The sequence below is a fragment of the Aphanothece hegewaldii CCALA 016 genome (assembly GCF_003007785.1).
Taxonomy (GTDB): domain Bacteria; phylum Cyanobacteriota; class Cyanobacteriia; order Cyanobacteriales; family Microcystaceae; genus Chroococcus; species Chroococcus hegewaldii.
In genome coordinates this window covers 156,138-180,001 of sequence record NZ_PXOH01000006.1, presented here as the reverse complement: position 1 = coordinate 180,001, position 23,864 = coordinate 156,138, and the positions used below count along the sequence as shown (strand labels likewise).

At 38.3% G+C, this 23,864-nt stretch carries 23 protein-coding genes and 1 pseudogene; 8 read left to right on the top strand and 16 right to left on the bottom strand.

All coding sequences use genetic code 11. The features are described 5' to 3' along the window. Window positions 1-8: 8 nt before the first annotated feature. Window positions 9-713, bottom strand: coding sequence for an EcsC family protein (locus C7H19_RS08075; protein WP_106456364.1), 705 nt, complete (start codon window positions 711-713; stop codon window positions 9-11). A gap of 86 nt (window positions 714-799) precedes the next feature. Between C7H19_RS08075 and C7H19_RS08070 the strand changes: the two genes are divergently transcribed. The 3 genes from C7H19_RS08070 (at window position 800) to modB (ending at window position 4,707) form a co-directional block, all read left to right on the top strand. Continuing rightward, complete coding sequence (locus tag C7H19_RS08070; protein ID WP_106456363.1) at window positions 800-1,873, top strand: tocopherol cyclase family protein; 1,074 nt, start codon at window positions 800-802, stop codon at window positions 1,871-1,873. Between the two features lie 216 nt (window positions 1,874-2,089). Continuing rightward, the gene (gene modA / locus C7H19_RS08065) at window positions 2,090-2,881 is read left to right on the top strand and encodes a molybdate ABC transporter substrate-binding protein (RefSeq protein WP_106456362.1); all 792 of its coding nucleotides are present in this window, start codon (window positions 2,090-2,092) and stop codon (window positions 2,879-2,881) included. Further along, entirely contained in the window at window positions 2,878-4,707 is a 1,830-nt protein-coding gene (gene modB / locus C7H19_RS08060; RefSeq protein ID WP_106456361.1) for a molybdate ABC transporter permease subunit, read from the top strand. The genes modA and modB overlap by 4 nt, the downstream gene beginning before the upstream one ends. A gap of 64 nt (window positions 4,708-4,771) precedes the next feature. On the opposite strand, the gene C7H19_RS08055 is transcribed toward modB, so the two are convergent. The 5 genes from C7H19_RS08055 to C7H19_RS08025 form a co-directional block, all read right to left on the bottom strand. Next, window positions 4,772-4,969, bottom strand: coding sequence for a DUF2188 domain-containing protein (locus C7H19_RS08055; RefSeq protein ID WP_106456360.1), 198 nt, complete (start codon window positions 4,967-4,969; stop codon window positions 4,772-4,774). Window positions 4,970-5,066: 97 nt separating this feature from the next. Then, window positions 5,067-8,987, bottom strand: a complete 3,921-nt coding sequence (locus tag C7H19_RS26300) for a PAS domain-containing protein (protein WP_219907612.1) — start codon at window positions 8,985-8,987, stop codon at window positions 5,067-5,069. Between the two features lie 279 nt (window positions 8,988-9,266). After that, complete coding sequence (locus C7H19_RS08035) at window positions 9,267-10,748, bottom strand: helicase C-terminal domain-containing protein (RefSeq protein ID WP_106456359.1); 1,482 nt, start codon at window positions 10,746-10,748, stop codon at window positions 9,267-9,269. 10 nt (window positions 10,749-10,758) lie between these two features. After that, window positions 10,759-11,961 carry an FAD-dependent hydroxylase gene (locus C7H19_RS08030; protein ID WP_106456358.1) on the bottom strand — a complete coding sequence of 401 codons (1,203 nt, stop codon included), beginning with the start codon at window positions 11,959-11,961 and terminating at the stop codon, window positions 10,759-10,761. Between the two features lie 75 nt (window positions 11,962-12,036). Continuing rightward, window positions 12,037-12,222 (bottom strand): PCP reductase family protein, encoded by a 186-nt coding sequence (locus C7H19_RS08025; RefSeq protein ID WP_106456357.1) that lies wholly within the window; start codon window positions 12,220-12,222, stop codon window positions 12,037-12,039. A 225-nt stretch (window positions 12,223-12,447) separates the two neighbouring features. Here C7H19_RS08025 and C7H19_RS08020 point away from each other — a divergent pair, with 225 nt between their 5' ends. The 5 genes and pseudogenes from C7H19_RS08020 to thiS form a co-directional block, all read left to right on the top strand. Then, window positions 12,448-12,756, top strand: a complete 309-nt coding sequence (locus C7H19_RS08020; RefSeq protein WP_106456356.1) for a hypothetical protein — start codon at window positions 12,448-12,450, stop codon at window positions 12,754-12,756. Window positions 12,757-12,789: 33 nt separating this feature from the next. Continuing rightward, a complete protein-coding gene (locus C7H19_RS08015) occupies window positions 12,790-13,164 on the top strand; it encodes a cyclic nucleotide-binding domain-containing protein (RefSeq protein ID WP_106456355.1) in 375 nt (124 codons plus the stop codon). An 87-nt stretch (window positions 13,165-13,251) separates the two neighbouring features. Further along, window positions 13,252-14,271 (top strand): thiamine phosphate synthase, encoded by a 1,020-nt coding sequence (locus C7H19_RS08010; protein ID WP_106456354.1) that lies wholly within the window; start codon window positions 13,252-13,254, stop codon window positions 14,269-14,271. A gap of 209 nt (window positions 14,272-14,480) precedes the next feature. Further along, a complete protein-coding gene (locus tag C7H19_RS08005) occupies window positions 14,481-14,993 on the top strand; it encodes a DUF1269 domain-containing protein (protein WP_106456353.1) in 513 nt (170 codons plus the stop codon). Between the two features lie 65 nt (window positions 14,994-15,058). Next, window positions 15,059-15,265 (top strand): annotated as a pseudogene (gene thiS, locus C7H19_RS08000) (sulfur carrier protein ThiS); the annotation flags it as partial. 235 nt (window positions 15,266-15,500) lie between these two features. Here thiS and C7H19_RS07995 read toward each other — a convergent pair. From C7H19_RS07995 to uraH, 10 genes are all read right to left on the bottom strand, one after another. Further along, complete coding sequence (locus C7H19_RS07995; protein WP_106456352.1) at window positions 15,501-15,971, bottom strand: MEKHLA domain-containing protein; 471 nt, start codon at window positions 15,969-15,971, stop codon at window positions 15,501-15,503. Between the two features lie 11 nt (window positions 15,972-15,982). After that, a complete protein-coding gene (gene smpB, locus C7H19_RS07990; protein WP_106456351.1) occupies window positions 15,983-16,450 on the bottom strand; it encodes an SsrA-binding protein SmpB in 468 nt (155 codons plus the stop codon). 24 nt (window positions 16,451-16,474) lie between these two features. Beyond that, window positions 16,475-17,896, bottom strand: a complete 1,422-nt coding sequence (locus C7H19_RS07985; RefSeq protein ID WP_106456350.1) for a carotenoid oxygenase family protein — start codon at window positions 17,894-17,896, stop codon at window positions 16,475-16,477. 38 nt (window positions 17,897-17,934) lie between these two features. Next, a complete protein-coding gene (locus C7H19_RS07980; RefSeq protein WP_106456349.1) occupies window positions 17,935-19,683 on the bottom strand; it encodes an ArnT family glycosyltransferase in 1,749 nt (582 codons plus the stop codon). A gap of 78 nt (window positions 19,684-19,761) precedes the next feature. Continuing rightward, window positions 19,762-20,394 (bottom strand): HAD family hydrolase, encoded by a 633-nt coding sequence (locus C7H19_RS07975; RefSeq protein WP_106456348.1) that lies wholly within the window; start codon window positions 20,392-20,394, stop codon window positions 19,762-19,764. 35 nt (window positions 20,395-20,429) lie between these two features. After that, a complete protein-coding gene (locus C7H19_RS07970) occupies window positions 20,430-21,098 on the bottom strand; it encodes a class I SAM-dependent methyltransferase (RefSeq protein ID WP_106456347.1) in 669 nt (222 codons plus the stop codon). A gap of 45 nt (window positions 21,099-21,143) precedes the next feature. Then, entirely contained in the window at window positions 21,144-22,106 is a 963-nt protein-coding gene (locus tag C7H19_RS07965) for a decaprenyl-phosphate phosphoribosyltransferase (RefSeq protein ID WP_106456346.1), read from the bottom strand. A gap of 176 nt (window positions 22,107-22,282) precedes the next feature. Next, complete coding sequence (locus tag C7H19_RS07960; RefSeq protein WP_106456345.1) at window positions 22,283-22,792, bottom strand: DinB family protein; 510 nt, start codon at window positions 22,790-22,792, stop codon at window positions 22,283-22,285. A gap of 187 nt (window positions 22,793-22,979) precedes the next feature. Next, window positions 22,980-23,480, bottom strand: a complete 501-nt coding sequence (gene uraD, locus C7H19_RS07955; RefSeq protein WP_106456344.1) for a 2-oxo-4-hydroxy-4-carboxy-5-ureidoimidazoline decarboxylase — start codon at window positions 23,478-23,480, stop codon at window positions 22,980-22,982. 6 nt (window positions 23,481-23,486) lie between these two features. Continuing rightward, window positions 23,487-23,849 (bottom strand): hydroxyisourate hydrolase, encoded by a 363-nt coding sequence (gene uraH, locus C7H19_RS07950; protein ID WP_106456343.1) that lies wholly within the window; start codon window positions 23,847-23,849, stop codon window positions 23,487-23,489. Window positions 23,850-23,864: the final 15 nt, after the last annotated feature.

Genomic DNA, 23,864 nt, shown 5'->3' with positions numbered 1-23,864 from the left:
AATATTAATTAACTTATTGAAATATCATTTTTTAAATGTTTTAACTTTTCTTCATAGTATTTACCCGCAACATTTCCCACCAAGGTTAACAAAGCAGCATTACTAGCAACACCGACAAAAGTACCCACAACGGGAATAATTTCAAAAATACTAAATCCGGCTTTAACAAAACCAGAACTATTTGTCGATAGCCACCAAATCGCTAAAATTTCACCGCGTCTTGTGGGATCTTCAATGGAAAACCCATAAACAGCAGCAATACGATAGATCATTTCCGCTTGTAATACGGTTACTGCGGCTAAATCAAGTGGTAATAAAGCTAGGGCTAAAGGAGGTATAAAATTAGTAATGAGACCTACGCCACTCGCCTGCAAAACGGTTGTTTTAATAATACGTTGGGCTAATTGATCGGGTTTTTCTAACGGATATTCTTGTTGTAGTTTTTGAACATCTTGCTTAACTTTTTGTATATCAACTTGTCCCAAAATGGCCATTAACCATTTAATTACAGGTACTTTAGTCGCATATTTAACCCAAGGATGAGAAACAACTGGTGTTACAATTTGACCAACTCTTTCAGTTCCTTTCTCAACAAAATCGTGTACTCTTGGTATAACTGATTCACTGGCTTGCTGTAAATTTAAGATAAGCTTTTCGATATCTTTGATCACTGCATCAAGATTTTGTTGATTCGTTGGGTTTGGATCTGCCATAGTTGGGTTGCGCGGTCTTTGATTAGATATTTATCATTATTATCTTAGTGAAAAAATTTGTTACAGTCCTGAGTCTTAAGTCATATATGAACGATCGCACAATTACCCCTCACGCTGGTTATCATTGGAATAATAAAGATCCCCGTTTCTTTGAGGGTTGGTATTTTCGAGTTACCTTACCGATAGAAAAACAATCTTTTGCTTTTATGTATTCTATTGAAGATCCAATTGGAGGTGAGTCTATCAGTGGTGGGGCTGTCCAAATTTTAGGCATTAATGAACAGTATATCTGTCGAAGTATGCCAAAGGTAAATCAATTTTGGGCATCTGGATTAAGATTAGAATTAGCCCACTGGCGCAAAACGGATTTAAAAATACGTCCACAACTGTTACAACCTCCCATCTTTGCACGAGATATCCAAGAAGGTTATCAGGCTACATCCACTCTACATCAAGGTTATATACGAGATCTAGGCACAGGAAAAGATTGTCGCTGGTATTATGAAGTTAAACCGATTTATGGCTGGGGTAATCCCAATTTACCGCAAAAAGCGACTGCGGGATGGTTATCTTATTTACCTATAGCAGATCCAGGATGGCAAGTTTTAACCGCACATGGATTAGCTTATGGTTGGATAGAATGGAACAATCAACGTTATGAGTTTTTAGATGCTCCTTTTTATGCTGAAAAAAATTGGGGTCATTCTTTTCCTGAAAAATGGTTTTGGATTAATTGTAATAGTTTTAGTGAGCAATCTGATTTAACTTTAACGGCTGTTGGGACTAACAGAAAAGTATTATGGTGGACTGAATTAGTCGGTTTAATTGGGATTCATTATCAAGCTCAATTCTATGCTTTTGGGGTGTTTGATTCTCAGTTTAGTTGGCGAGTACAACCTTGGGGACAATGGGAAATGCAAGCACGAAATGAGTATTATACTGTTAAACTATTGGGAACCACTCAAGAAACAGGAACTTGGCTAAGAATTCCCACTGAAAATGGTTTACAATTTGGCTGTCGAGATACCACAAAAGGTAAACTTATTCTAGAATTAATTGATAACACAGGAAAAATAATTATTAATGCAAAAACTGATTTATGTGGTTTAGAAATTGGCGGTAATCCTTGGGATGAAGAATGGGAAAAAGAGTTTAGATGATTTGGTCTGTATTGAATGTAACAAAATAGCAAATATTTTTGATGATAATCAAGTAGGGGTTTGGTTTCCAAACCTTTTTAATGATTAATGTGTCAAATACCAGAATAAATTTAACATTTAAAAAAAATTATTTTTGGTAAATTTTGGATTATATTATATTGAGTTGGGTTTGGAGACCAAACCCCTACATTAAAACAACATCAAAAGGATTTATTAATGTTTAATTATAGATTGATTCGTTTTCTGTGTTTTTTTCTGCTTCCTTTTTGTTTAATTATTAGCAGTTATCTTTTAACACCTTCTATAATTTATAGTGCGCCAAATGAAATCCTTGTTTCAGCCGCCGCAAGTCTCAAAGATGCACTTGAAGAAATCAAACCAATTTATACAAAAGAAAAAGGAAAGATAAGCTTAATCTATAACTTTGGTTCTTCGGGTTCACTTCAGCAACAAATCGAACAAGGAGCGCCCGTCGATGTTTTTATTTCTGCTGCTAAAAAACAAATGGACGCATTACAAGATAAAAAATTATTACTTGATGGAACTCGGAAAAATTTACTTAAAAATCAAATGGTTTTAATCGTCCCGAAATCTAATACAACCATTAAAAGTTTTCAAGATTTAGCTACTGATAAAACTAAAAAAATAGCGATGGGTGAGCCTAAAAGTGTTCCTGCTGGACAATATGCTCAAGAAGTTCTCACGTCTCTAGGTTTATTAAATAAAGTTACAAATAAAGTAATTTATGCTAAAGATGTGCGTCAAGTTCTAAGTTATGTGGCGACAGGAAATGTTGATGCAGGATTTGTTTATTTAACTGATGCTAAAACTTCAGATGATGTCAAAATTGTAGCAACCGCGTCCGAAAAATCCCACTCACAGATTATCTATCCTGTTGCGGTTATTAAAGATAGTAAAAATATCAATGATGCTAAAGATTATGTAGAATTTTTATCTAGTAATAGAGCTAAAAATATCTTTAGAAAATACGGCTTCACTCCCATATGAATTTAGATTTAACGCCAGTATGGATTTCTCTTAAAACTGCATCCGTTGCTACTATAATTACTTTCTTTTTAGGAGTAATAGCCGCTCGTTGGATGTTGGATTATCGAGGAATTGGTAAGGGCTTAGTTGATGGAATATTAACCTCACCTTTAGTATTACCGCCGACGGTTGTCGGTTTTTTATTACTACTTTTATTGGGTAAAAATGGAATTTTTGGAAAACTCTTAGAACAGTTGAATATTGATATTATATTCACATGGTATGCTACGGTGATCGCGGCTACAGTTGTTGCTTTTCCGTTGATGTATAAAACAGCATTAGGAGCATTTAAACAAATTGATCCTAATTTGATTGCTTGTGGGAGAACATTAGGCGCGTCGGAATGGCGAGTATTCTGGCAAATTATTTTACCCTTGGCTAAACCTGGCATTATTTCGGGCGTTTTGCTTTCTTTTGCCCGCTCTTTAGGAGAATTTGGTGCAACTTTGATGTTAGCGGGGAGTATTCCGGGTAAAACCCAAACTATCCCTATTGCGATTTTTTTTGCTGCTGAAGGTGGGGAAATGGATCAAGCTTTAGTGTGGGTTTTGCTGATTTTGGGAATATCTTTAAGTGTTATGATGGCTGTCGAGTATTATTCTGATGATGGATGGACAAGGAAAAAACGTAAACGCTGTAGGAATTTGGTTTCCAAACCCTCTAACCCATCTATCCCTAATTTTCTGCCCATCTCTCCATCAAATTTTGAGCCAGAATTAATCGTCGATATTCACAAGCAATTATCCTATTTTGCTCTAGATATGGCTTTTAATGTCAATAATCAGCCATTAGGATTACTGGGAGCATCAGGATCGGGGAAAAGCATGACTTTACGCTGTATTGCTGGACTCTCAAAACCCGATCGCGGACGGATTATCCTTAATAATAAAACGTTATTTGACAGTGATCGTAAGATTAATTTATCGGTGCGAGAACGTCGTGTCGGTTTTTTGTTCCAAAATTATGCTCTTTTTCCTCATCTAACGGTTGCTGAAAATATTGCCTTTGGTTTACCAAAAAAACTTTCTTCTCTTGAGATAAAGCAGGAAGTCGAATCACGTTTAGTTGCGATACAATTAACGGGAATGAGCGATCGCTATCCTCACGAACTTTCTGGGGGACAACAGCAACGTGTCGCCCTTGCCCGCGCTTTAGCCAGTCGTCCTGATATTCTATTATTAGATGAACCTTTCTCCGCTTTAGATACCTATTTACGCGATCAACTCGAAAAACTCCTACGAGTCAGTCTCAGCGAATATTCTGGCGTTACTCTCTTTGTCACCCATAACCTTGAAGAAGCATATCGAGTTTGTTCTGATTTGTTAGTCATCGATCAAGGAAAAATCATCTCTAAAGGCACAAAACAAGAGATTTTTGAGCATCCACAAAGTGCAAGGGCGGCACAAGTTACGGGATGTAAAAACTTCTCAAATGCGGTGATTCAAAATTCTGGGCAACTCATAGCCACCGACTGGGAATGTACATTAGAAACTATTGAACCCATTCCAAAATACTTAGGGTGCGTAGGAATTCGCGCTCATCAGTTTATTTTTCCTGACGTGGAAGAAACCACAACGCCGCAAAATATTTTCCCTTGTTGGTTAGCCGCAACAAGTGAGACACAACACCGCGTTACTCTTTATCTTAAGCTCAATTCGGCTCCGACTAGCTTGCAAGATTATCATATCCAAGCCGAAGTTTTTCAGGAAAAATGGTTTAAGTTAAAAGCTCGTCCGTTTCCTTGGCAAATTCAACTACATCCGATGCGTTTGATGGTTTTTCCTTAGTTGGGTTTACAAACCAAATGCTCATAAGTTGGGTTTGGTGACCAAACCCCTACAGCTATACTCATTATGTACTATGTAGATTTTTAATGGGTTTGCCGCGACGTTCGGCCCATTCTTCGGCTTGTGCGGTGGCGATCGCAATAGAACGCCCTTCGTCATAACCCTCTTCTAACAGGGCATTAGCAATATCGATCGCTTTGTCTCGTACTTCGGGTGTCAGATTCTTGAGTGAGATCGGATAATCGGTGTAAGACCAAGGCATAACAGTAATCCCTATTGCTACAGTCTTAATCTAGCAAAAGATTAATCTCTCTCATCACCATCTGAGGATAGAAATAATTTGAGCCTCTTTAAAGATTCTAAATCTGAACGAGGTTAGCCGTATCGTCTTTGAGGGTTTGGGGTTGCTTAGGCCAAGTAAAACGGAAAGTAGTTCCCATTCCTAATTCTGACTCTAAAACGATCGCGCCGCCTTCAGTTTCCAGAATTTTTTTGACAATTGATAAGCCAATTCCGGTACTATCTTTTGTGTCTTTGGCTTTAAGAGTTTGAAAAATGCCAAAGATTTTTTCATGATGTTCAGGGGCAATACCAGGGCCATCATCAGATATGATAAATTCGTAACCGTCTCCTTTTTCGGTAGCAGAAACGATAATTTGTCCATCAGGGCGATGATGATGTTTGATGGCGTTGCTAATGAGATTAGAAAAAACTTGAGTTAAGAGCAACCGTTTAGCAACAATAAGCGGCATCGGTGGCTTAACTTTAATGGTAAAATTAACGGGCGGTGCCAGAGAATCGAGAATCTCTAAAAGCAATTCACCGACATTGAATTTTTCTTCAACGACCTCAGTACGACCCACTCTCGAATAAGCCAACAGACCATCAATAAAGGCTTCTAGACGATATACCCTCTGACGCAAAAGCTCCAACTGATGTTGATTTTCTTCCTTCAGTTGCTCTTTAAGATCGTCTTCAAGCCACTGGGAGAGATTAGCGATCGCTCGTAAGGGTGCTTTGAGATCGTGGGAGACGACATAAACAAATTGATCCAGTTCTTGATTACGTTTTGCTAAGAGTTGCGCTTGTTCCTGTAGCTGGAGTTGTATTTCTCGGCGCTCGGTGATATCGGTATTTGTGCCGAACCAGCGTATAATATTTCCTTCATTATCTTTAATTGGGAGGGCGCGAGAGAGAAACCAGCGATAAGTTCCATCTGGACTGCGAAGCGGGAAAGTATCCTCCCAGCTTTCACCTGTTTCTATGGAGTGGCGGAAATGTGCAACGACGCGCTCAACATGATCAGGATGATGTACTTTTTGCCATCCCCAACCCTGCATTTCTTCTAGGGTTGTTCCTGTGTATTCAAACCAGCGCTTATTATACCAGAAAATCCAGCCAGTGGCATCGGTCATCCATGCTAACTGAGACATATTATCGGCTAAATTGCGGAACCGTTCCTCACTTTCGCGTAAGGCTTCCTCGGCTCGTTTGCGTTCACTAATATCGGTTGTAAAACCAACAACCCCGATCAGTTCTCCTTGTAAATTGCGCTGTAAATAACCTCTTTCCCACACATCCACCCAGTAACCCGCTTCATGGCGTACACGATACTCGCCTTCATAGCGATCGCTATTTGCTATAACCGTTGGAAAGGCAGCCTCAATCCGTTTCAGGTCATCGGGATGCACCCGATCAGCCCACCATTCTTGGGTCGGTGGCGCATCTTCGGCATGAACTCCGATAAGCTCAAACAACCGCTCTGAGCGATAAACATTTTGGGTTTGTATGTTCCATTCAAAGACAATACCTTCAACTGCACGCATGGCGGCATAAAAGCGATCGTTACTCTGTTGTAAAGCGGCTTCGATTTGTTTGCGTTCGGTAATATTGATCGCCACTCCTAAGATTTGCTGTACTTTTCCTTCTGGTGTTCTGCTAAAAACGGTACTACGGGATAGTAACCAGAGCCATTCACCATTTGTATGTTGTACCCGATATTCTAGTTCTAGTACTGCACCCTCTGAAGCCTTACTCAACGCGGCTTGATATGCAATTGCTCGTGGCAGATCCTCTGGATGTACCATCTGGGGTGTAATCTCTGATCCCATTGCGTGGATTTGTTCTGGTGTATAACCTAGTAGCTCTAGTGACTGACGATTGATATATACGTTGCGTTGTTCGCTCAGATCGTAAACGTATAGCAAACCCGGTAAGGTTTCTGCCACTTGTTGAGTAAAACGCTGGCTTTTTTGTAAGTCAGCTTCTATTTGTTTAATATTTGTAATATCAGTATTTGTACCTAGCCATTCTACAACTTGACCTGACTCATCCAAAATTGGCTCGGCACGGCAAAGATACCAGCGTTGAGAACCATCCGCAAAACGCCAGCGAAATTCGGCTTCGTAAGGTGTTCTAGTTTCCATTGCCCTTTTCCATTGTTGCTGAACGGTCTCAAGATCATCAGGATGAACCTGACTCCATGCGGTGGTTGTTGCTTCGGCAAAGGAAATACCGTAATAATTTAGCCATTGTTGATTGCTAGAATGGAATTGGCCATCGGCTCCCAGTACCCAAACTGCATGGGGAATCGCATCAATGATCGATTGTAATCTCTGCTGACTTTTCACTAAAGCGGTTTCAGCTTCTTTAAGTTCGGTGATATCGGGACTTATTCCCACATAACCAAGAAAGTTTCCAGAAACGCTGAACCGAGGCAACCCATAGGAGTCGATCCATCGGTACTGTCCATCGGCTTGCATGGCTCGAACTTGCGCCCGAAAAGGTTTGCGCTCTTGGAATGCTTCTAGATAGGCAGAAACATACCGCGCCTCGTCATCAGGATGAAGATAGGGTCGCCATCCAAAGCCCTGCACCTCTTCTAAGGCTTTCCCAAAGAAATCTAGATACGCTTGGTTGACAAACTCACAGCCACCATCAATACCGTTAACCCAGATCAAAGATGGCGCACAATTAGCCAAAACTCGGAACTGTTCCTCACTCTCTCGTAGGGCATGGAGTGAGCGATCGCGTTCAAAGGCAATGCTTGCCACCTGAGAGCCAAACTCAGCCAATTCATATTCCCATTCCGTCGGCATTCGCGCTTCATCAAAGCAGAGCATCAGCGACCCTTTGGGTCGCTGATCGATTCCGATCACGGGTTTAGAATGACAAGCTAAAATACCATGAGCTAAACATAAATCTCGCCATTCAAGCGACCAGCGAGGGTCGTTCGCAATATCGGTACAGCTAATGGGTTGACCGCGATACACAGCCTCGCCACAGGTTCCAATACACAAATCATTAATCGGAGCATCCTTAAGACCTTCACCAAAGGACGCGGGTAAGTCTGGGGTTATTGAACGCGGAAAAGTCTTGCATTGAGCATCTGTTAGTAAAAAGCAAGCGCGTGTCCCTGGATTGAGTTTAGATACTGAGTCACACAAAGCCGAAAGACAGTCATCTAGCGGTCGCCCCGATGCGATCATTTCTAGTAGTTGTTTCTGTTCGACTAGCATCAGTTCTGCTTGTTTGCGTTCGCTGATGTCAGCTAGAAAAACAGTTAGCCCACTGGGTGAAGGGTAAATGCGATGGTCATGCCAACAATTCCAAGGAGCGTAAAGATAATCAAACTGGATCGGTGTTTGTTCACGGATGGCTAGGCGAAATTTTAGATCAGCCTCAGTACCAACGGCAGCCGGAAATAATTCCCAAATGTTCTGACCCAAAAGCTCTGATCGCTCCATGTCAATCATCTCACAGTAGCGCTCGTTAACATATGTAAACTGCCAATTGCGATCGAGGACATAAACCCCATCGTTGGTAATAGATAGCACTTTTTCTAGCTGTTCTTTCGCCTCTTGTTCTCGCTCTATTGTCTCCTGTAACGTCTCTAGGGCTTCCTGACTTTTTTTTAAAGCATTGCTCCGCGATTGATTTAGGGAACTGATCAAACCTGCTGCAATTAAAAACGCACTGAGCCTAGCTATTGTACCAATATTAGCAATCTCAAAAGAATTAATCGGCTCGATAAAAAAGTAATTTATAGCCAGCGTCGATAAAATTGTAGCTAATAACCCCGCATTCCAACCGCCATACCAAGCACTCACCATCACGGCCACAAAAAATATGGGCGTTGTTGTAGGATAGATCCACGGTAAAAGCAATTGGGTTAGTCCCAGTGCCAGTGTCACGCTCAAAAATGCCACACCATAAGGAAGCAGTCTGATACTCCCAGTGTTTTTTCTGCGGTTTTTGTGTGATGTTTTGCGATTAATCATCTTTGGCTCTCCGCTAGATATGCCACAGACCTCAGCAGAGTTTGTAACACACCACAGATCTTATGTTAATTTTATACCTAACGGTAGATGTCTTGATCTCCCTTCAGACAGATTTCAAACAATCAAGAAGCGTGTGATTTACTCCTAGTTAAGAAGTCGTTGTATTGCTGGTATTATAAGGTTTTTTTGATGATATAGGCGTATTCTATAAATAAATAGTTAAATGTAAGATTTTTTTATAAAATTAGTTATTTATGTTTTAATTTTGTACATGAATAATTAGAGCCAAAAAATAGAATCAATGTAATTTATTCTTGCATAAGGTTCTAAAGCATCTAGTATTTTTGTACCATAACTCCGAGAACTCACACGATTATCGAATAAAGCGACTAACCCTTGTGACTCACGTATCGGCATAACAGCGCGTTGAATTTCTCGTAAAGCAGTGGGTAATAAATACAATCTAAACCAATCTTGACGATGATTTTTATAATAAGCAATTCTACCAGCAACAAGGGGATTTTCTGGCGACGGTATGGGCAATGTGGCAATAATTAGCAGTTGGGGTATGGGAAAATTTGCTTGATAAGTATGCCAAAACTGCCAACCACAGACTAAAATTCCATTAGGCGCGATTTCGTTTTTTTCGACAATAACTCTAGAACCAAATTCAGCCGCTAGAATAGATGCTAGTTGGGCTTTTAGGGGAACATCTTCGATAATAATAATAATCGGTTCATTGCGATTTTGACTCAGACTAACTAAAGTTTGAATTTGTTGGAATAAAATACCTTGAAATTGCGGTGTATTCGGTAAAGGTAAACCGTCAGGTATATACAATTGTATGTATTCGCTTTTTTGATTTGCAGAAAATTTTAGAGATAATACATCTGGTAAACCGAGTTGTTGACGATAGATAGTCGCTGTTTTCTCACTATCTAAAAAACCTCCCATCAATACAACGGGTTGCTTCTCCCAAATAGGTTGTAAGATGCTGGCTATTTCTACAGGACTTATATTTAAAGTAAACTCTTTTGCTTCTCGGTTTACTGATACCCACATAATTTTATTTTCATCTTGTATGCGTTCTAGATACTGATGAAATGGTGATTTAGAATCTAGATCAGTGAGTATAGATTGAAGCTTCTCTAAAATGGCTATTTCAGTTTCATCCACTAAAAAACATTCATAGGGATTTTTGGGATGAGACAGAATAAGTTTATTTAACTGAGTATATATCGATTGTGCTGCTGCGGGTAAGGTTTGCCAGTCAGAGGGCGAAATAGTTATTGTTAATTGTTGGGTTGTCCATTCGGCTAAACGATCGCTTTGATCGATTAGTGTAGGTATATCATAGGGAAAATGCCCCAGATGATTAATTCGATCATTTAACCAGTCTTCAGGTGTTGTTAGTAATAAACCACGAAATGATTTAGATTCAGGCCAGCGATTATTGCTTATAATTTTCTTATCCGTTTGTAACCATTCTTGAAGTTGTGGAATTTCGACACTAAGTAATCGTTCTTGTTCTTCTTTTGGTACAACTAATATAATCGGTGAATCGGCTAAAAGTGCAGGAGTCAGATAACTAATACTATAACGTGCGATTGTATTTCCCGTTTGGATCACCGCAGAACGTTGTAAACGCAGGGTACGGGCAATGATTCGCGCCATCGTTAGATGATGTTGCCAATTTGAGGGATTTTGTTCCCGCAAATAAGCGAGTAACGAAGTGTGTACCGTAGCTTCAAGTAATGTCACAATCTTTTTTTTATTGTGCGAGTTGGGGCGTTTTTCCTAATAATCCCGTCATTAACTGCAATGAAAACCGTTTTAGGGGTGGAATATTTCGCATCATCCACAATCCTAACCGACGCACCACCACAACAGGCAACCAATTATTAGAAAATAATCGATCTAGGAGATCCGTAAATCCTAGAATAGCGAGATTTTCTGTTTTGCGCCAAGTCTCATATTTTTGTAAAACTTCTAATGTTCCGATATCTTTTCCTTGTTGATGTGCTTCTGTTAAAACTTGTGCTAATGCTGCTGCGTCTCGAATACCGAGGTTTAAACCTTGTCCACCGACAGGATGACAACAATGTGCAGCATCACCGACTAAAGCGAGTCTCGATTTAACATAACGATCGCTCTGCATTAATTGTACAGGAAATAAATAGCGATCGCTTACTAATTCTATTTCTCCCAATACTCCGCGAGTATATTCATTCAGTTTATCTAAAAACCCTTGGCGATCCATTTCCTGTAGTGCTTTCGCTTTTGCATGAGGATTTGTCCAAACGATCTGACATCTGTTATCAGGTAAGGGTAAAATTCCCATAGGGCCACTCGGCCAAAATCGTTCAAACGCGGTATTATTTTGGGGGGCTTGGTGTTTGATAGTAAATGCTATACAAGATTGCCAATATTTCCAACCCCGCGTTGTAATATTAGCCCATTGACGGATTTTAGATTTAGCCCCATCCGCACCAATGACTAATTTAGTTTTCAGTTGCTGTTTGAGTCCATCTACACTTAATGATATTACTGCGCTCTTGTCTTTATAAGTGACTTGATTCACTTCGGCAGGACAAATCCAGCTAATATTATCGCAGTGCTGAATAAAATCTTGTAACGCTTTTAGTATAATGTGATGTTCGCCAACATATCCTAGATAATCTGTTCCTAACTCATCTGTCGCAAAGGGAACAATACTAGGGTGATGAGCATCCGATAAACGTATATTGCTAAATTTGCCAATAAAAGGCGCGATTTTCTCCCATACCCCAATTCCAGTCAAAATTCTTCCCGAAAGGATGGAAAGGGCATAAGCTTGCCGTCTAGATGCTGCAAGATCAAATGGTTGGGCTTCAATAATTGCGATTTTTAAGCCAGAATTTTTTAAAGCGGATGCTAAGGTTGCTCCAACAATACCACCGCCAACAATCACTAAATCGTATTCGTATGCAGACATTTGCTTTTTTGTCAAGAAAAAATTAAAAAACTTTACTTTTCTTTATTTTGGCATTTCTGGCATAAAGAATCAAGACTATTGACCGAATTCTAGACGTGTTTGGTCTACAAGTTCTCCAGTAATAATATCAGTTCCGGCAGCCCTCGCCTTAGCTTCGATACGTTGACGAGCTTGCGATCGAACAAAAAAAGGAATATTCTTAAGTTTAGCTTGGGCTTCAAGTGTCCAAATGGGAATATCAGTAATTTTGGGTTCTTTCATCGTCTATCAGAATGTAATCTCTATTTCCATCCTAGCGTTTTTGGGTTGAAGTTTTTAGAAAGACCGTTCTTGATATTGTTTAGGGATAAAGAATCCAAATCCTATTAATATTATATTTGTCACGAATAACCCCTTAAAATCTTCTCTCTATACAAGAGTAGCTATAACGTGGGAATATTTATATACTTTCAAAGAAAACGTATCATAAGAGAACAACAATACAGCATGGAAAACAAAAAACCAGAATTCTCGATCGTCGATCAAGATCAATCTGTGATTTCTCTCATTACAGAATTACACAACTATTTCCGAGATCTACAGTCATACTATAAAATTGCACGTGGTAAGCTGACTGATGAGTTAGAAGTTACTCACGATCAAGCGAAAATGCAAGAACTACACGACCAACTTCATGAAATTAATCAAAAAATGGAGTATTATCATATTTTGAATAATGCAATCTCTACAGTTGATGTAATCGTCCATACAGAAGTGATGGTATCAGAGTTGAATCCACCTAAGATAGAAAAATAATTTAGAATAATCTTAAGTTTGTGGTTTGAAACTATGTTGCAGCCCATTAAAACCATCGAAATTCTTCAGAACCAACCCGATCAAAGCTTTAAAGCTGGCGATGTTATTTTTGAGACTGGACAAAAAGGTCACGTTATGTATGGAGTCATTGAAGGTGAGTTAGAAGTACATATCAATGATCATGCCATCGAAACCATTCTACCAGGAGATATTTTTGGTGTGGGTGCATTAGTCCATCAGGATGAGTTAAGAACTACCACAGTGATCGCTAAAACCGATTGTAAACTAGCTTGTCTGGATCGAGAACATTTTCTGTTTGCAGTTCAACAGACACCTATGTTTGCACTCCAAGTAATGAAAAGTTATTCTGATCGTTTTCGACGTTTGAAAGACATTGTAACCCTATAAAGTTATCAGTAATCAGTAATCAGTATTTTGGGTTGATTTTACTGTTTACTGTTTACTGTTTACTGAACCAAACCCTATTTTTTAATTATGAGAGATCCACAAACTGCGATTCAGAGAATTTTAGATGCGAATTTAGACCGCGCTAGGGAAGGACTTCGTATTATTGAAGAATGGTGTCGTTTTGGTTTAGATAATCGTCAATTAGCCGCACAATGTAAAGAGATGCGTCAAGAAATTGCCAGTTGGCATAGTACAGAATTACGCATGGCTAGAGATACCGCAACAGACACCGGAACAACATTATCTCACCCCAAAGAAGAACAACGCAATAGCATTGAACATCTATTACAAGCTAATCTCTGTCGAGTACAAGAAGCAACACGAGTATTAGAAGAATACGGAAAGTTATATAGTCCAGAAATGGGAACCGCTTTTAAAAAAATACGTTACCAAGTTTATATCCTAGAAAGCAGTTTACTGATTCAATTCGGACAACAACAACTAAAAGATATTCAACTTTATTTAGTAACTTCTAAGAGTGAAACTCTATTTTCTACGGTAGAAGCAGCATTACAAGCGGGGTTAAAACTGGTTCAATATCGAGATAAAAGTACTGATGATCTGGTATTAATCAGAAATGCAGAAAAACTCTGTCAACTGTGTCATCAATATGGGGCTTTATTTATTATGAACGATCGCGTAGATTTAGCCGCCGCCGTCAATGCCGATGGTGTACACTTAGGACAACAGGATCTACCCATTGCTGTCGCTAGAGAAATTTTAGGCTCTGGTAAGATTATTGGACGTTCGACAACAAATCCGCAAGAAATGGAATTATCGATCGCTCAAGGTGCAGATTATATTGGAGTAGGGCCAGTTTATGAAACTCCTACCAAAGTCGGTAAAGCTGCTGCAGGTTTAGAATACGTTCGTTATGCAGCCGATAATTCTCCGATTCCTTGGTTTGCGATTGGGGGGATCGATTTAAGTAATATTAATGATGTTATCACAGCCGGAGCGCAACGGGTCGCCGTGGTTCGAGCTATTATGCAAGCAGATGATCCCACTGTTATTACACAGCAATTTCTCTCTTTATTGAAAAAATAAATTTTAGCTTAAATTTAGCGTCCAGATTTTAGCAATTTTGATGACTACAGTACTACTAAAATGGTGCAAATACTAGAGATTAAAACATTCTAAAATTAAAGAAATAGCTACTAAATTAACAGCACTTAGTATACACTAAATAAATGTGAGCAAATTGGTATAACTTAACACAATAACCTGCTACTAACAAACCAAGGAAATAAAATCAAATGAGTGATTTAATAGCGATCGCATACGAAGACCAATATAAGGCAGAAGAAGTTCGTTTAACTTTGGCCAAACTTCAAAAAGAACACCTGATCGCACTAGAAGACGCTGCTGTCGTTGTCAAAGATGCGGAAGGCAAAGTTAAGCTCAAACAAGCAGTTAACCTCACCGCAGCAGGGGCTACAAGTGGCGGTTTTTGGGGTTTGTTGATTGGTACACTCTTTTTTATGCCTTTACTGGGCGCAGCAGTTGGGGCAGCTAGTGGCGCTATTGGAGGCGCTTTAAGCGACATCGGCGTTGATGATCAGTTTATGAAAGATCTCGGTGAAACTCTCCAACCCGGTACATCTGCACTTTTTGTCCTAGTGACAAAAGTAACTCCCGATAAAGTGCTAGAAGAAGTTGCCCCCTATGGTGGTAAAGTTTTGCGGACTTCACTAACTAAAGATCAAGAAGCCGAACTTCAAGAAATTCTTAACAATCGAGGAATTACGCCCGCTTCCCTAACACAATAAAGATATTTTGTCAAGTAAGACCAATTTGCTCACCCTAACTCAGTTAATGCGATGCTTTCGTTTCTATGTCTGAAATTACGTTACAAGTTAATGGAAAACCTGTATCTTGTTTAGAGCAAACTGATTTACCAAAAATGTTGGAACAGTTGGGGCTTAATCCTCGTTTAATCGCTGTAGAATATAACGGGGAAATTCTCCATCGTCAGTATTGGGAAAATACAGAATTACAGGATGGCGATCGCTTAGAAATTGTTACAATTGTTGGCGGTGGTTCAGAAAATATTGAATTATTGATCCCTGAAGCTTGGATGATTCAATATCAAGCTTTGGCTAAAGAAAAAGGAATATCTGTTACAGAATTGTTACAAAAAGCGATCGGTCAATATATTAGTAGTGAGAAAATGCCGACATCGGCGAAGTATGTACCCGTAACAGTGATTACTCAAGAAGATGATGAGTGGGAAGATGAGCCTGATGAAATCTTAACTGATTTTTTACCCCGCTAGTCTAGGAAAGAAACTCCCATTCAGAAAAGGTTGCTGCTTGCCCTAAATAAGTTCCTTGATGGTTAGTAATATTCCAAACGATCGCATTATTAATTTTAAACAGTTTACCTTTACTGGTTATTCGGATGCCTTGATAATGATCAATAAATCCTTTTTCCTTAGCTTGTAGTAACATCTTAGCCCGTTCTGCTTCAGATAAATTATCTTTTACTGTTTTTCTGGATGGAGTTTTTAATAAATTTTCCCAGCTAATTTCCCAAAGATCGAGGGTAGTTTGATTTCCATAATTAAAAATTGGATCTTTTTCTATTCCATGAGAAGCAACGACAAAAGGAGCAAAAAAAAGTGTTTTTGCTTGTTCTTCTAAATCGCTTTTTCGTGCAATCAAAGCCTTTTTTAGTAGCTTTTCATAGCTATTTAGTAAGTTTTGTGTCCAATCTATTATTTCTGGTTTTTGCCAAATCTCACTCATTTTTAGCTTTTTTACCAACGTTTGACAGCGCGTTGCATTTCTCGTTGATCCTGACGACGCTTTAAGTCTTCTCGTTTGTCGTGTAGTTTTTTGCCTTTCCCTAGTCCGATACTGATTTTCACCCAACTTCCTTTAAAATACATTTTAAGCGGAACTAAAGTTAAGCCTTTTTGTTCCACTTGACCAATGAGTTTATTAATCTCTTTGCGGTTCATTAACAGTTTTCGACTGCGACGAGGATCATGATTAAAGTATTCACCACTCGCATCATAGGGGGAAATGTGAACGTTAATTAACCACGCTTCACCATTTCGCAATAAAGCGTATCCATCCCGTAAATTGACTTTTCCTGCACGGATGGACTTAACTTCAGTTCCCACCAGTTGCACTCCTGCTTCAAATGTCTCTAAAATTTCGTAGAGAAAGCGTGCTTGGCGGTTATCACTAATAATTTTGATTTTGTCGTCTTGATTTGCCATATTGATCTAGGATAGCATTTGTTTTCACGTTGCGCTTTTCCAAGTTCCATGAAAACTAGGGGGAATGACACTCGGTAGTCCTAAACGACAAATCGGCTCATTTTCTAAATGTTCGCTATCATAAATTCTGACTTCGCTATGATGATTATTTCCGTCATAAACAATGGTTAAAACCCATCCTTGTTTGTCGGAGTTGGATACAAAAATGGGTTCAGATGCGTAACAATTTTTTTCTCTTGTAGCAACGGTTAAAGTCTGGGTGACATGGTTATATTTTGCGGGAATACCTAATATCTCCTCACGAATGTCTACACCATCAGGATGTACCAATAAATAGGTATCTTGATGCTGTTTACCCACATGGTGAGAGGGAATAACGGGAAATTCACAACCGCGATCGATTAGTGTATTTGTATTAATTATTTGACCCGTTTGTGGGTTAAGACGAATTTGAGTTAGTTTTCCTAAGCTAAGAGTTTGTGTTTTTCCTGTCGCAACTTCTTTTAAATATTGGTTGGTTTGAAAATCTTGATAGCGGACAAATTCAATAACAATAGAGCGATCGTTCTCGACATATCCATTAGTATAGTGCCACTGAAACCAAGAATCAACGGTATTTTGAGTTACTAAATTTAAGGTTTGGCGATCAAAGATTAGTATTTGTGTTCCAAGATTGGGTTTCCATGTCATAGCATCCCCAAAACTTTTGAAACCCGCTAAAGCAAGAAACAAATTAACTCTAACTGGAGAGATAAAAAAGACAATATATTTACCAGCAATGACAAAATCGTGTATTAGCGGTAAACCTTGTAGCGGTATGGCTTGTTTTTGCCTAATTTTTCCCGTTTTGTCGCTACGATACAATTTAAGTAAGGTATTTTGTCCAGCACTCACACCAAAATTATAAATATCTCCAGTTACAGGATCAATTTTTGGATGTGCGGAAAAAGCGTCATTTTGTTCTAAACCCGATAAGTCATCTGTTCCTATTGTTTCCAAAGTTTGTAAGTTTAGGGTATGAGGATAACCACCCTCCCATAAAGCAAGTAGGCGATCGCTCAAGGCTAGTACTGCAGTATTGGCACTATTTTTATAAGTTTTTCCCCAACTCTTCCAAAAAGCACCTGGCGCGGTCATGCCATAATTAGGATAAAGATATTGATTAGCTTCGGTTTCTTTTTGATATCCTTCAGTTTGGACGTAGCGATAAACCGCAGATGCGCCATCATTAGTAAAATGAACCCCTAAAATAGCACCATCTCCATCAAACCAGTGACCGACTCTTTGTCCTCCTCGTTCTAGTCTACCAGGTCCATTACGATAGAGAGTTCCTCTAAGTAATTCAGGAATACTACCAGAAAGAATAGGTAAAGAAGTTAAAGAAAATTCTGTTGCAGGGGTATTAACGGCTTTTGACCAAGGTTTTTGAGATGATATGTTTAACATAATCTAATAATCTAATTTATAACTCTGGCTCTACCTTTTCAGGAGTTATTATTATTATTACATTTATAAATTTTAAGTTCCGATTCCCAAAAAATAGGCTTTTGTGGTTCTAAAATTTTGAGAAGTTCACACTGATTATGAATTTGTTGATGAAACTGACGATAAGCATCAACTTTGGTTTGTAGATATAGTTGTTCATCAGCAACAATAAAAATCTCGAAACCTTGGTCAGTCCAATATTTAAGTTGCCATTCCTCTTTCTGAATTGGCCACGCAAAGGGTTTAATAGTTTTAGTATTTTGTTCATCATATACTTCCAGTCCACCAATTGCCCAGGGAAAGGAACGAATATAATAACCATCATTTGATTTTAAGTCTTTAAATATCTTTTCTGTCGCTCTTGGAGGAAGTTTTACCCCATATTTCTTAGCCAGACGTTCGTGTCTTTGATATTCATCCTCCTGTGCTTTAGGATCGATGGGTAAAACATTAGAAATATTAGACGCTCCCAGTATCCGTGTTTCGTTCGGTTTGACAAGCTCCGTAATAGCTTTCTTCAGTTGTTCATTAACAGGAACACTCAGTGCTTGTTTAAGAACGTTAATCGTGCCAACACTGCTCCAGATAAACATTGCAGCTAATCCGACTGCTCCTACATAACGCCATTGACGACCTTGATTTGTCCTTGTTAACAGTGTTATTGCTGCGATCGCTGCCAAGACTATAATCAGCATACTATAGGTTAGCCACAGACTAGGCGTTTGACGGAGGCCTGTGATTGATGCAATGATCACAATTCCAAGTACTGTTGATCCCCAAATCAATAATGTTTCCTTATCTCGACGAATTACAGGGACAAGCAGCCATAATAAAAGAGCCGGAATTGTTGCGCCACCGTAAATATCTAATTGTATTGATAGCCATTTTCCCAACCCTTGGAATAATCCATCAGAGCGGTAAGACATTTGATTTTGCACTTTCTGAAATTCTAAAAAATTTTGAAAATCTAGAACTATGCCTATATTTAATGGAATCCACAACACTATGCTAGATAAAACTACAATGGCAGAACTTTGTATTACTTGTTTCCATCCAACATGATTGTTTACTTTCATAAAGATGATCATTCCGAAGAACAATGGTGCAACTACAAATAATGCAGAATGCTTAAAACTAAATGCTAATGCGATCGATAGTCCAAGTAATACATCGGCAAACTTTGAATTTGGAAGATCTAACTTTCGTAGTAGAGACCAAACTACTAACAACACTGCTGTGCTTAGTCCTACATCGGATTTACTAATATGTGATAACAATACTTGCACAGGAAATAAGGCAATTAGTACACCGACCAAAAAACTCCATAACAAAGGGAGTCGAAAACGCTGTGCTATTAATACTGAAATTGGTGCAGCAGCAGCACCCAGACAAGCAGTCACCAAACGTGCTGCAAAGAGAAAAGGCGCGATATTTTCAAAATATTGAGCGCGAAAACCTGCTAAATCTTTCCATACCCCTATTAGCCGACCAATTCCGTACATAATAGCGAAAGCACCTGCATTAAGATAATTTAGCAAAGGTGGATAGTAATGTTGATCGGGAATTAATTGACCTGTTAATACTTTTACTGACATGGCAATATTTTCATCGAAATGTATATTACCCCATAAAATACCAGTCATCCGAATCAATAAAGCGAAAGCAAACAACAGTAGGAGTAGATAGATTTTAACAAAAGACGATTTTTGTTCAAACTTAAAAATAGGTTTTTTAATTATGTTTTGCATATCAGCTTGATGGTATTTTTTGAAATATACTAGAGCTTAAAAATTAATAAGAGTCGTGTTAATAATAAGGTTGTTTGCTCAATCAATTGTCGCTAAAAAGGTTCGATAAAAAGAATAATTGGCTATCTTCAGCAATTCTTTGTCACTTCGATGGTCTCCATAGGCATATACACAGTAATCGCTTAAATTCTCGAATAATTCTTGAAGTCGCTTAATTTTTTCGGTTCCGTAACAGTTTTTTCCTAAAATACGTCCTGTTATTACATCATTATATACTTCTAATTGTGTGCCAAGGATTAAATCAAAACCCATTTCTTTAGCCCAAGGCAAAAGATAAACTTCTAAAGAAGCACTGATTAAAATAGTCTTATGTCCTTGTTTTTGATGCCATTGAAAACATTTAACAGCTTCAGGTCGTAAAAGTTTTGGAATGTAAATACTAGCAAAATGTTGCCCTAATTGCTGTAATTCTTCCTTGGTCAAACCAGCAAGAAAATAAGTCAGTAGTTTTTCTTTTGCTTGCCAATTAGGAATTAATTTAAGAGCATATCCCATTAGTACTGGACTAAAGCTCAACATTTTCCACCAAAATTGCCGTTGACCCACAATCATTCGTAGAAAAGGAAACAAAGAATCTTGTCGCGTCAGAGTACCATCAAAATCAAATACAGCAAGGGTAGGTAATTCTGATTGATCAGAAGAAATATTCATAAATGTAGCTTTCTAAATATTTTTAAAAAAGTTTTTTATTCAGGCTTTTTGAAAACGAGTTTTTCATGACCGTAAACCCATTTAGAGTAATAGGATTCTTTTTCTAACGTAAGACCACAAGCACTACCCCACTGTTTAATCTTGTCTATTGGACAGTAATGAATCCACTGTCGAGCTAAGATTAAATCATGTAGACGATTGGCTGTAGCTCGCCAAAAAGGTTGTTTACACATATCTTTGTAAAGCAAGTAACCTCCAGGACAAACTCGTTGTGTCGCTTCTTCAAAAACAGCCTGTTGTTTTTCTGGAGGAATATGATGTATGACATCGATCATGCTCACAACTGAAAAATTATTATTAGGCCAGTCATTAGGATTATCTGCCTCGATAAAATTAATGTCAATTCCTAAACGTTTTTGAGCTAATTGATGTGCGGTCAGTTTCGTACTATTTAACATCTTGGCATTAGCGTCAATCCCAACAGCTTTAGTAACCTGTTCATTGGCAATTAAAAGGAATAAAAATAAGCCACTTCCACAACCAATGTCGAGGACAGTAGAATGTTTCGGAACTTCGCCTAAAAGTGGCTGCATTGGACAAATATAAGTTCGTGCCGATGCTAATAGACGAGTAGTAATAGGTGCATCTTTATATAAATTCCATGCTAAGAAAGCAATTTTCTGATTTGTTAATAATTTTGACATATAAGAAAAATTAATTTGGTTTAAATGCAAACAAAATCTAAAATTTTACTCAATTAATCCCTGCTGTTTTAGCCATAAAATACCCAAAATTACAATTAACCAACTCAAAATAGTTAATAAAATCGGCACATCTGTTAATAATATTTCTTCTGGTCGTTCAGTGCGCTCTTTTTCGGTGGGTATGTTTTGGGAATCACTCAACAATTGATAGCGAAAAATGCCATACAAAACAAATGGAAAGGTAATCATCATCCAGGGAGTTGAAGCACCTTTAATTTGCGGTCCAGAACTCCAAAGCGCATAAGTCATCAAAGCACCAGTTGTTACGACACTCTCCATGCGAGTTAATAAGGATAGAGAGTAGTGTTTCAAAACGCTACGAGTTTTGCCACCTCTAACTTTTAATAACCGCAGTTCAGCTTTGCGCTTTTCTACTGCTAAAAATAGAGCTAACATTCCTGTACACAGGACAAACCATATAGATAAAGTAATTCCCGTTGCTACACCTCCAGCAATAGCTCGTAAAACAAATCCTGTGGCGATCGCAATTATATCTAAGATAGGAATTTGCTTTAATTTTAGGTTGTAAGCAATTTGCACTACTGCATAAATGATTAGAAGTGTTCCTAAAAAGGGCGAGTACAACCAACTAAAACTTAAACCACTTACTAACAAAATTACTGCCATTGCGATAGCGATTGGAATATTAACTAATCCAGCAGCGATCGGTCGTTTACACTTAACGGGATGACGACGATCGGATTCTACATCAACAATGTCATTCAGTAAATAAAAACTACTAGAAATACAGCAAAATAAGATAAAAGCCAGCAAGCTACCTAGAAATGATTGCCAGGTGATGCTAAAAGCAAATAAGGGAGCGGCAAAAACAATTAAGTTTTTTGTCCACTGGCGAGGTCTAAGAGCAACTACATAACAAAATATTGTCGAACTAAGTTGTATTTTAACTGGCACTTGTTTGATAAATGAAGTCCTTTGCTGGCTCATAAATTTTTGATAATTTCGGCAGGATTTACTCTTACCTTACTCTTGGACTACGGGTGATTTGATAAACTTTTATTTTTTTAAGTTTGTGTCTAAGTATATTGTCCAGATGTTAGACATAATGTTTAACTTCTTAATTTTGTATACTTTTGTATCAAAATTTTACAACATAATATAATCTATTCTTTAATTTCTGCACCAGGAAGCCACAATAAATCAGTTACACCAGGTTCGTAGCCCAGTTGTTTAATGAGAGTGGTTACTTGTCCTCTATGATGGGTTTGGTGGTTAAAAAAGTGTAGAACCAAATGCCCTAAAAGATAAGTGTGATCCTGCTTTCTGACAATACTATGATAAGTAAAGGGTTGAGCTAGTTTCGTATCACTTAAGCTATAAATCCATTCTTCGATATCTTGATCGGTTCTTTGACGTTCTTGCCAAAGTGTTACAAAATCTGAGTATAATTCTTGCTCAAGAGACATTACTTTAAAGAGTTGATTTTTAAAACGCCCTAACCAGATGCGATCGGCTAGTAAAATATGATTGAGAGTACCGTGAATGGATTTAAAAAAAGCTCCTTTGTCTTCTTTGCGAATTGCATCAGGAATATTTTGACAAATACTGTAGATTTTTTCATTCATCCAGGAATTATAGTAACAAAGCGTCTTTATGTAGTCTAATCCTTGCATTTTCAGACATTCGTAGATCGGGTCACGTATGCCTAAGATATCATTAATGTGGGATCTAGGAGCGAAAAGTTAGCATCACAAGATATCTCCTTTCCGGGTGAAACAAAGTACGGATTCTATCTGAGCAAATTTTAAATAATAAAAAGTTGATTGATAAATAACAACCAACAATCAAAGAAATCATTCTTTAATTTACAACTAAATCTTCCAAACGAAATCGAGCAATTTGACAAATTTCGCTTAAAGCTTGCTCTTTTTCCGCTTCTGTGGAGTGATTTGATCGTTCCTCAAAAGCCGCTAAAATACTTTCTTTAGTCTGATTTTTCACGGCAATAATAAAAGGAAAACCAAATCGATCACGATAGACTTGATTGAGTGCCAAAAAGTGATCAAATTCATCAGGAGTCAATTGATCTAATCCTACACCGGCTTGCTCTTTCTGTGATGCGTCAGCCATTTTCGCTCTTGTTCCTAAGTCGGGATGGGCGCAAATTAAAGCTAATTTTTCTTCAGAACTCATTTCTTGAACGACTTGTACCATTGCTTGATGCAGTGCGTTTACATCCGAAAAAGGCCGCATTAACCCAGTTTTTTCGGCAATGCTTGGGGTATGTTCAAATACTGACCCTAAAACAGTAACAAACTCTTCCTGACTCATTTGATTAATTTGAGATAAAGAATAGCTCATTTGTGATTAACTTCCCCGATAAGTGCTATATGACCAAGGTGAAACCAATAATGGTACATGATAATGAGCATTGGGATCAGCTACACCAAATTGTAGAGGAATTCTATCTAAAAATAATGGCTCTGGTAATTTTGCGTTAGTTTTCTTGAAATAATCCCCTACCATAAAGACTAATCCATAAACTCCGGCTTTGAGTTCACCATTGGCTAATAAGGGCTCATCAGTTCTTCCATCGGCATTCGTTGTAACGGTTTTAACTAAAGATTTTTGGTTTGTTTCGAGATTAACTGACCAAAGTTCGATCATAACTCCTGCTGCAGGACAACCGTGAGCCGTATCTAAAATGTGAGTCGTGAGTTTACTAGGCATTATAATGGATGTTCC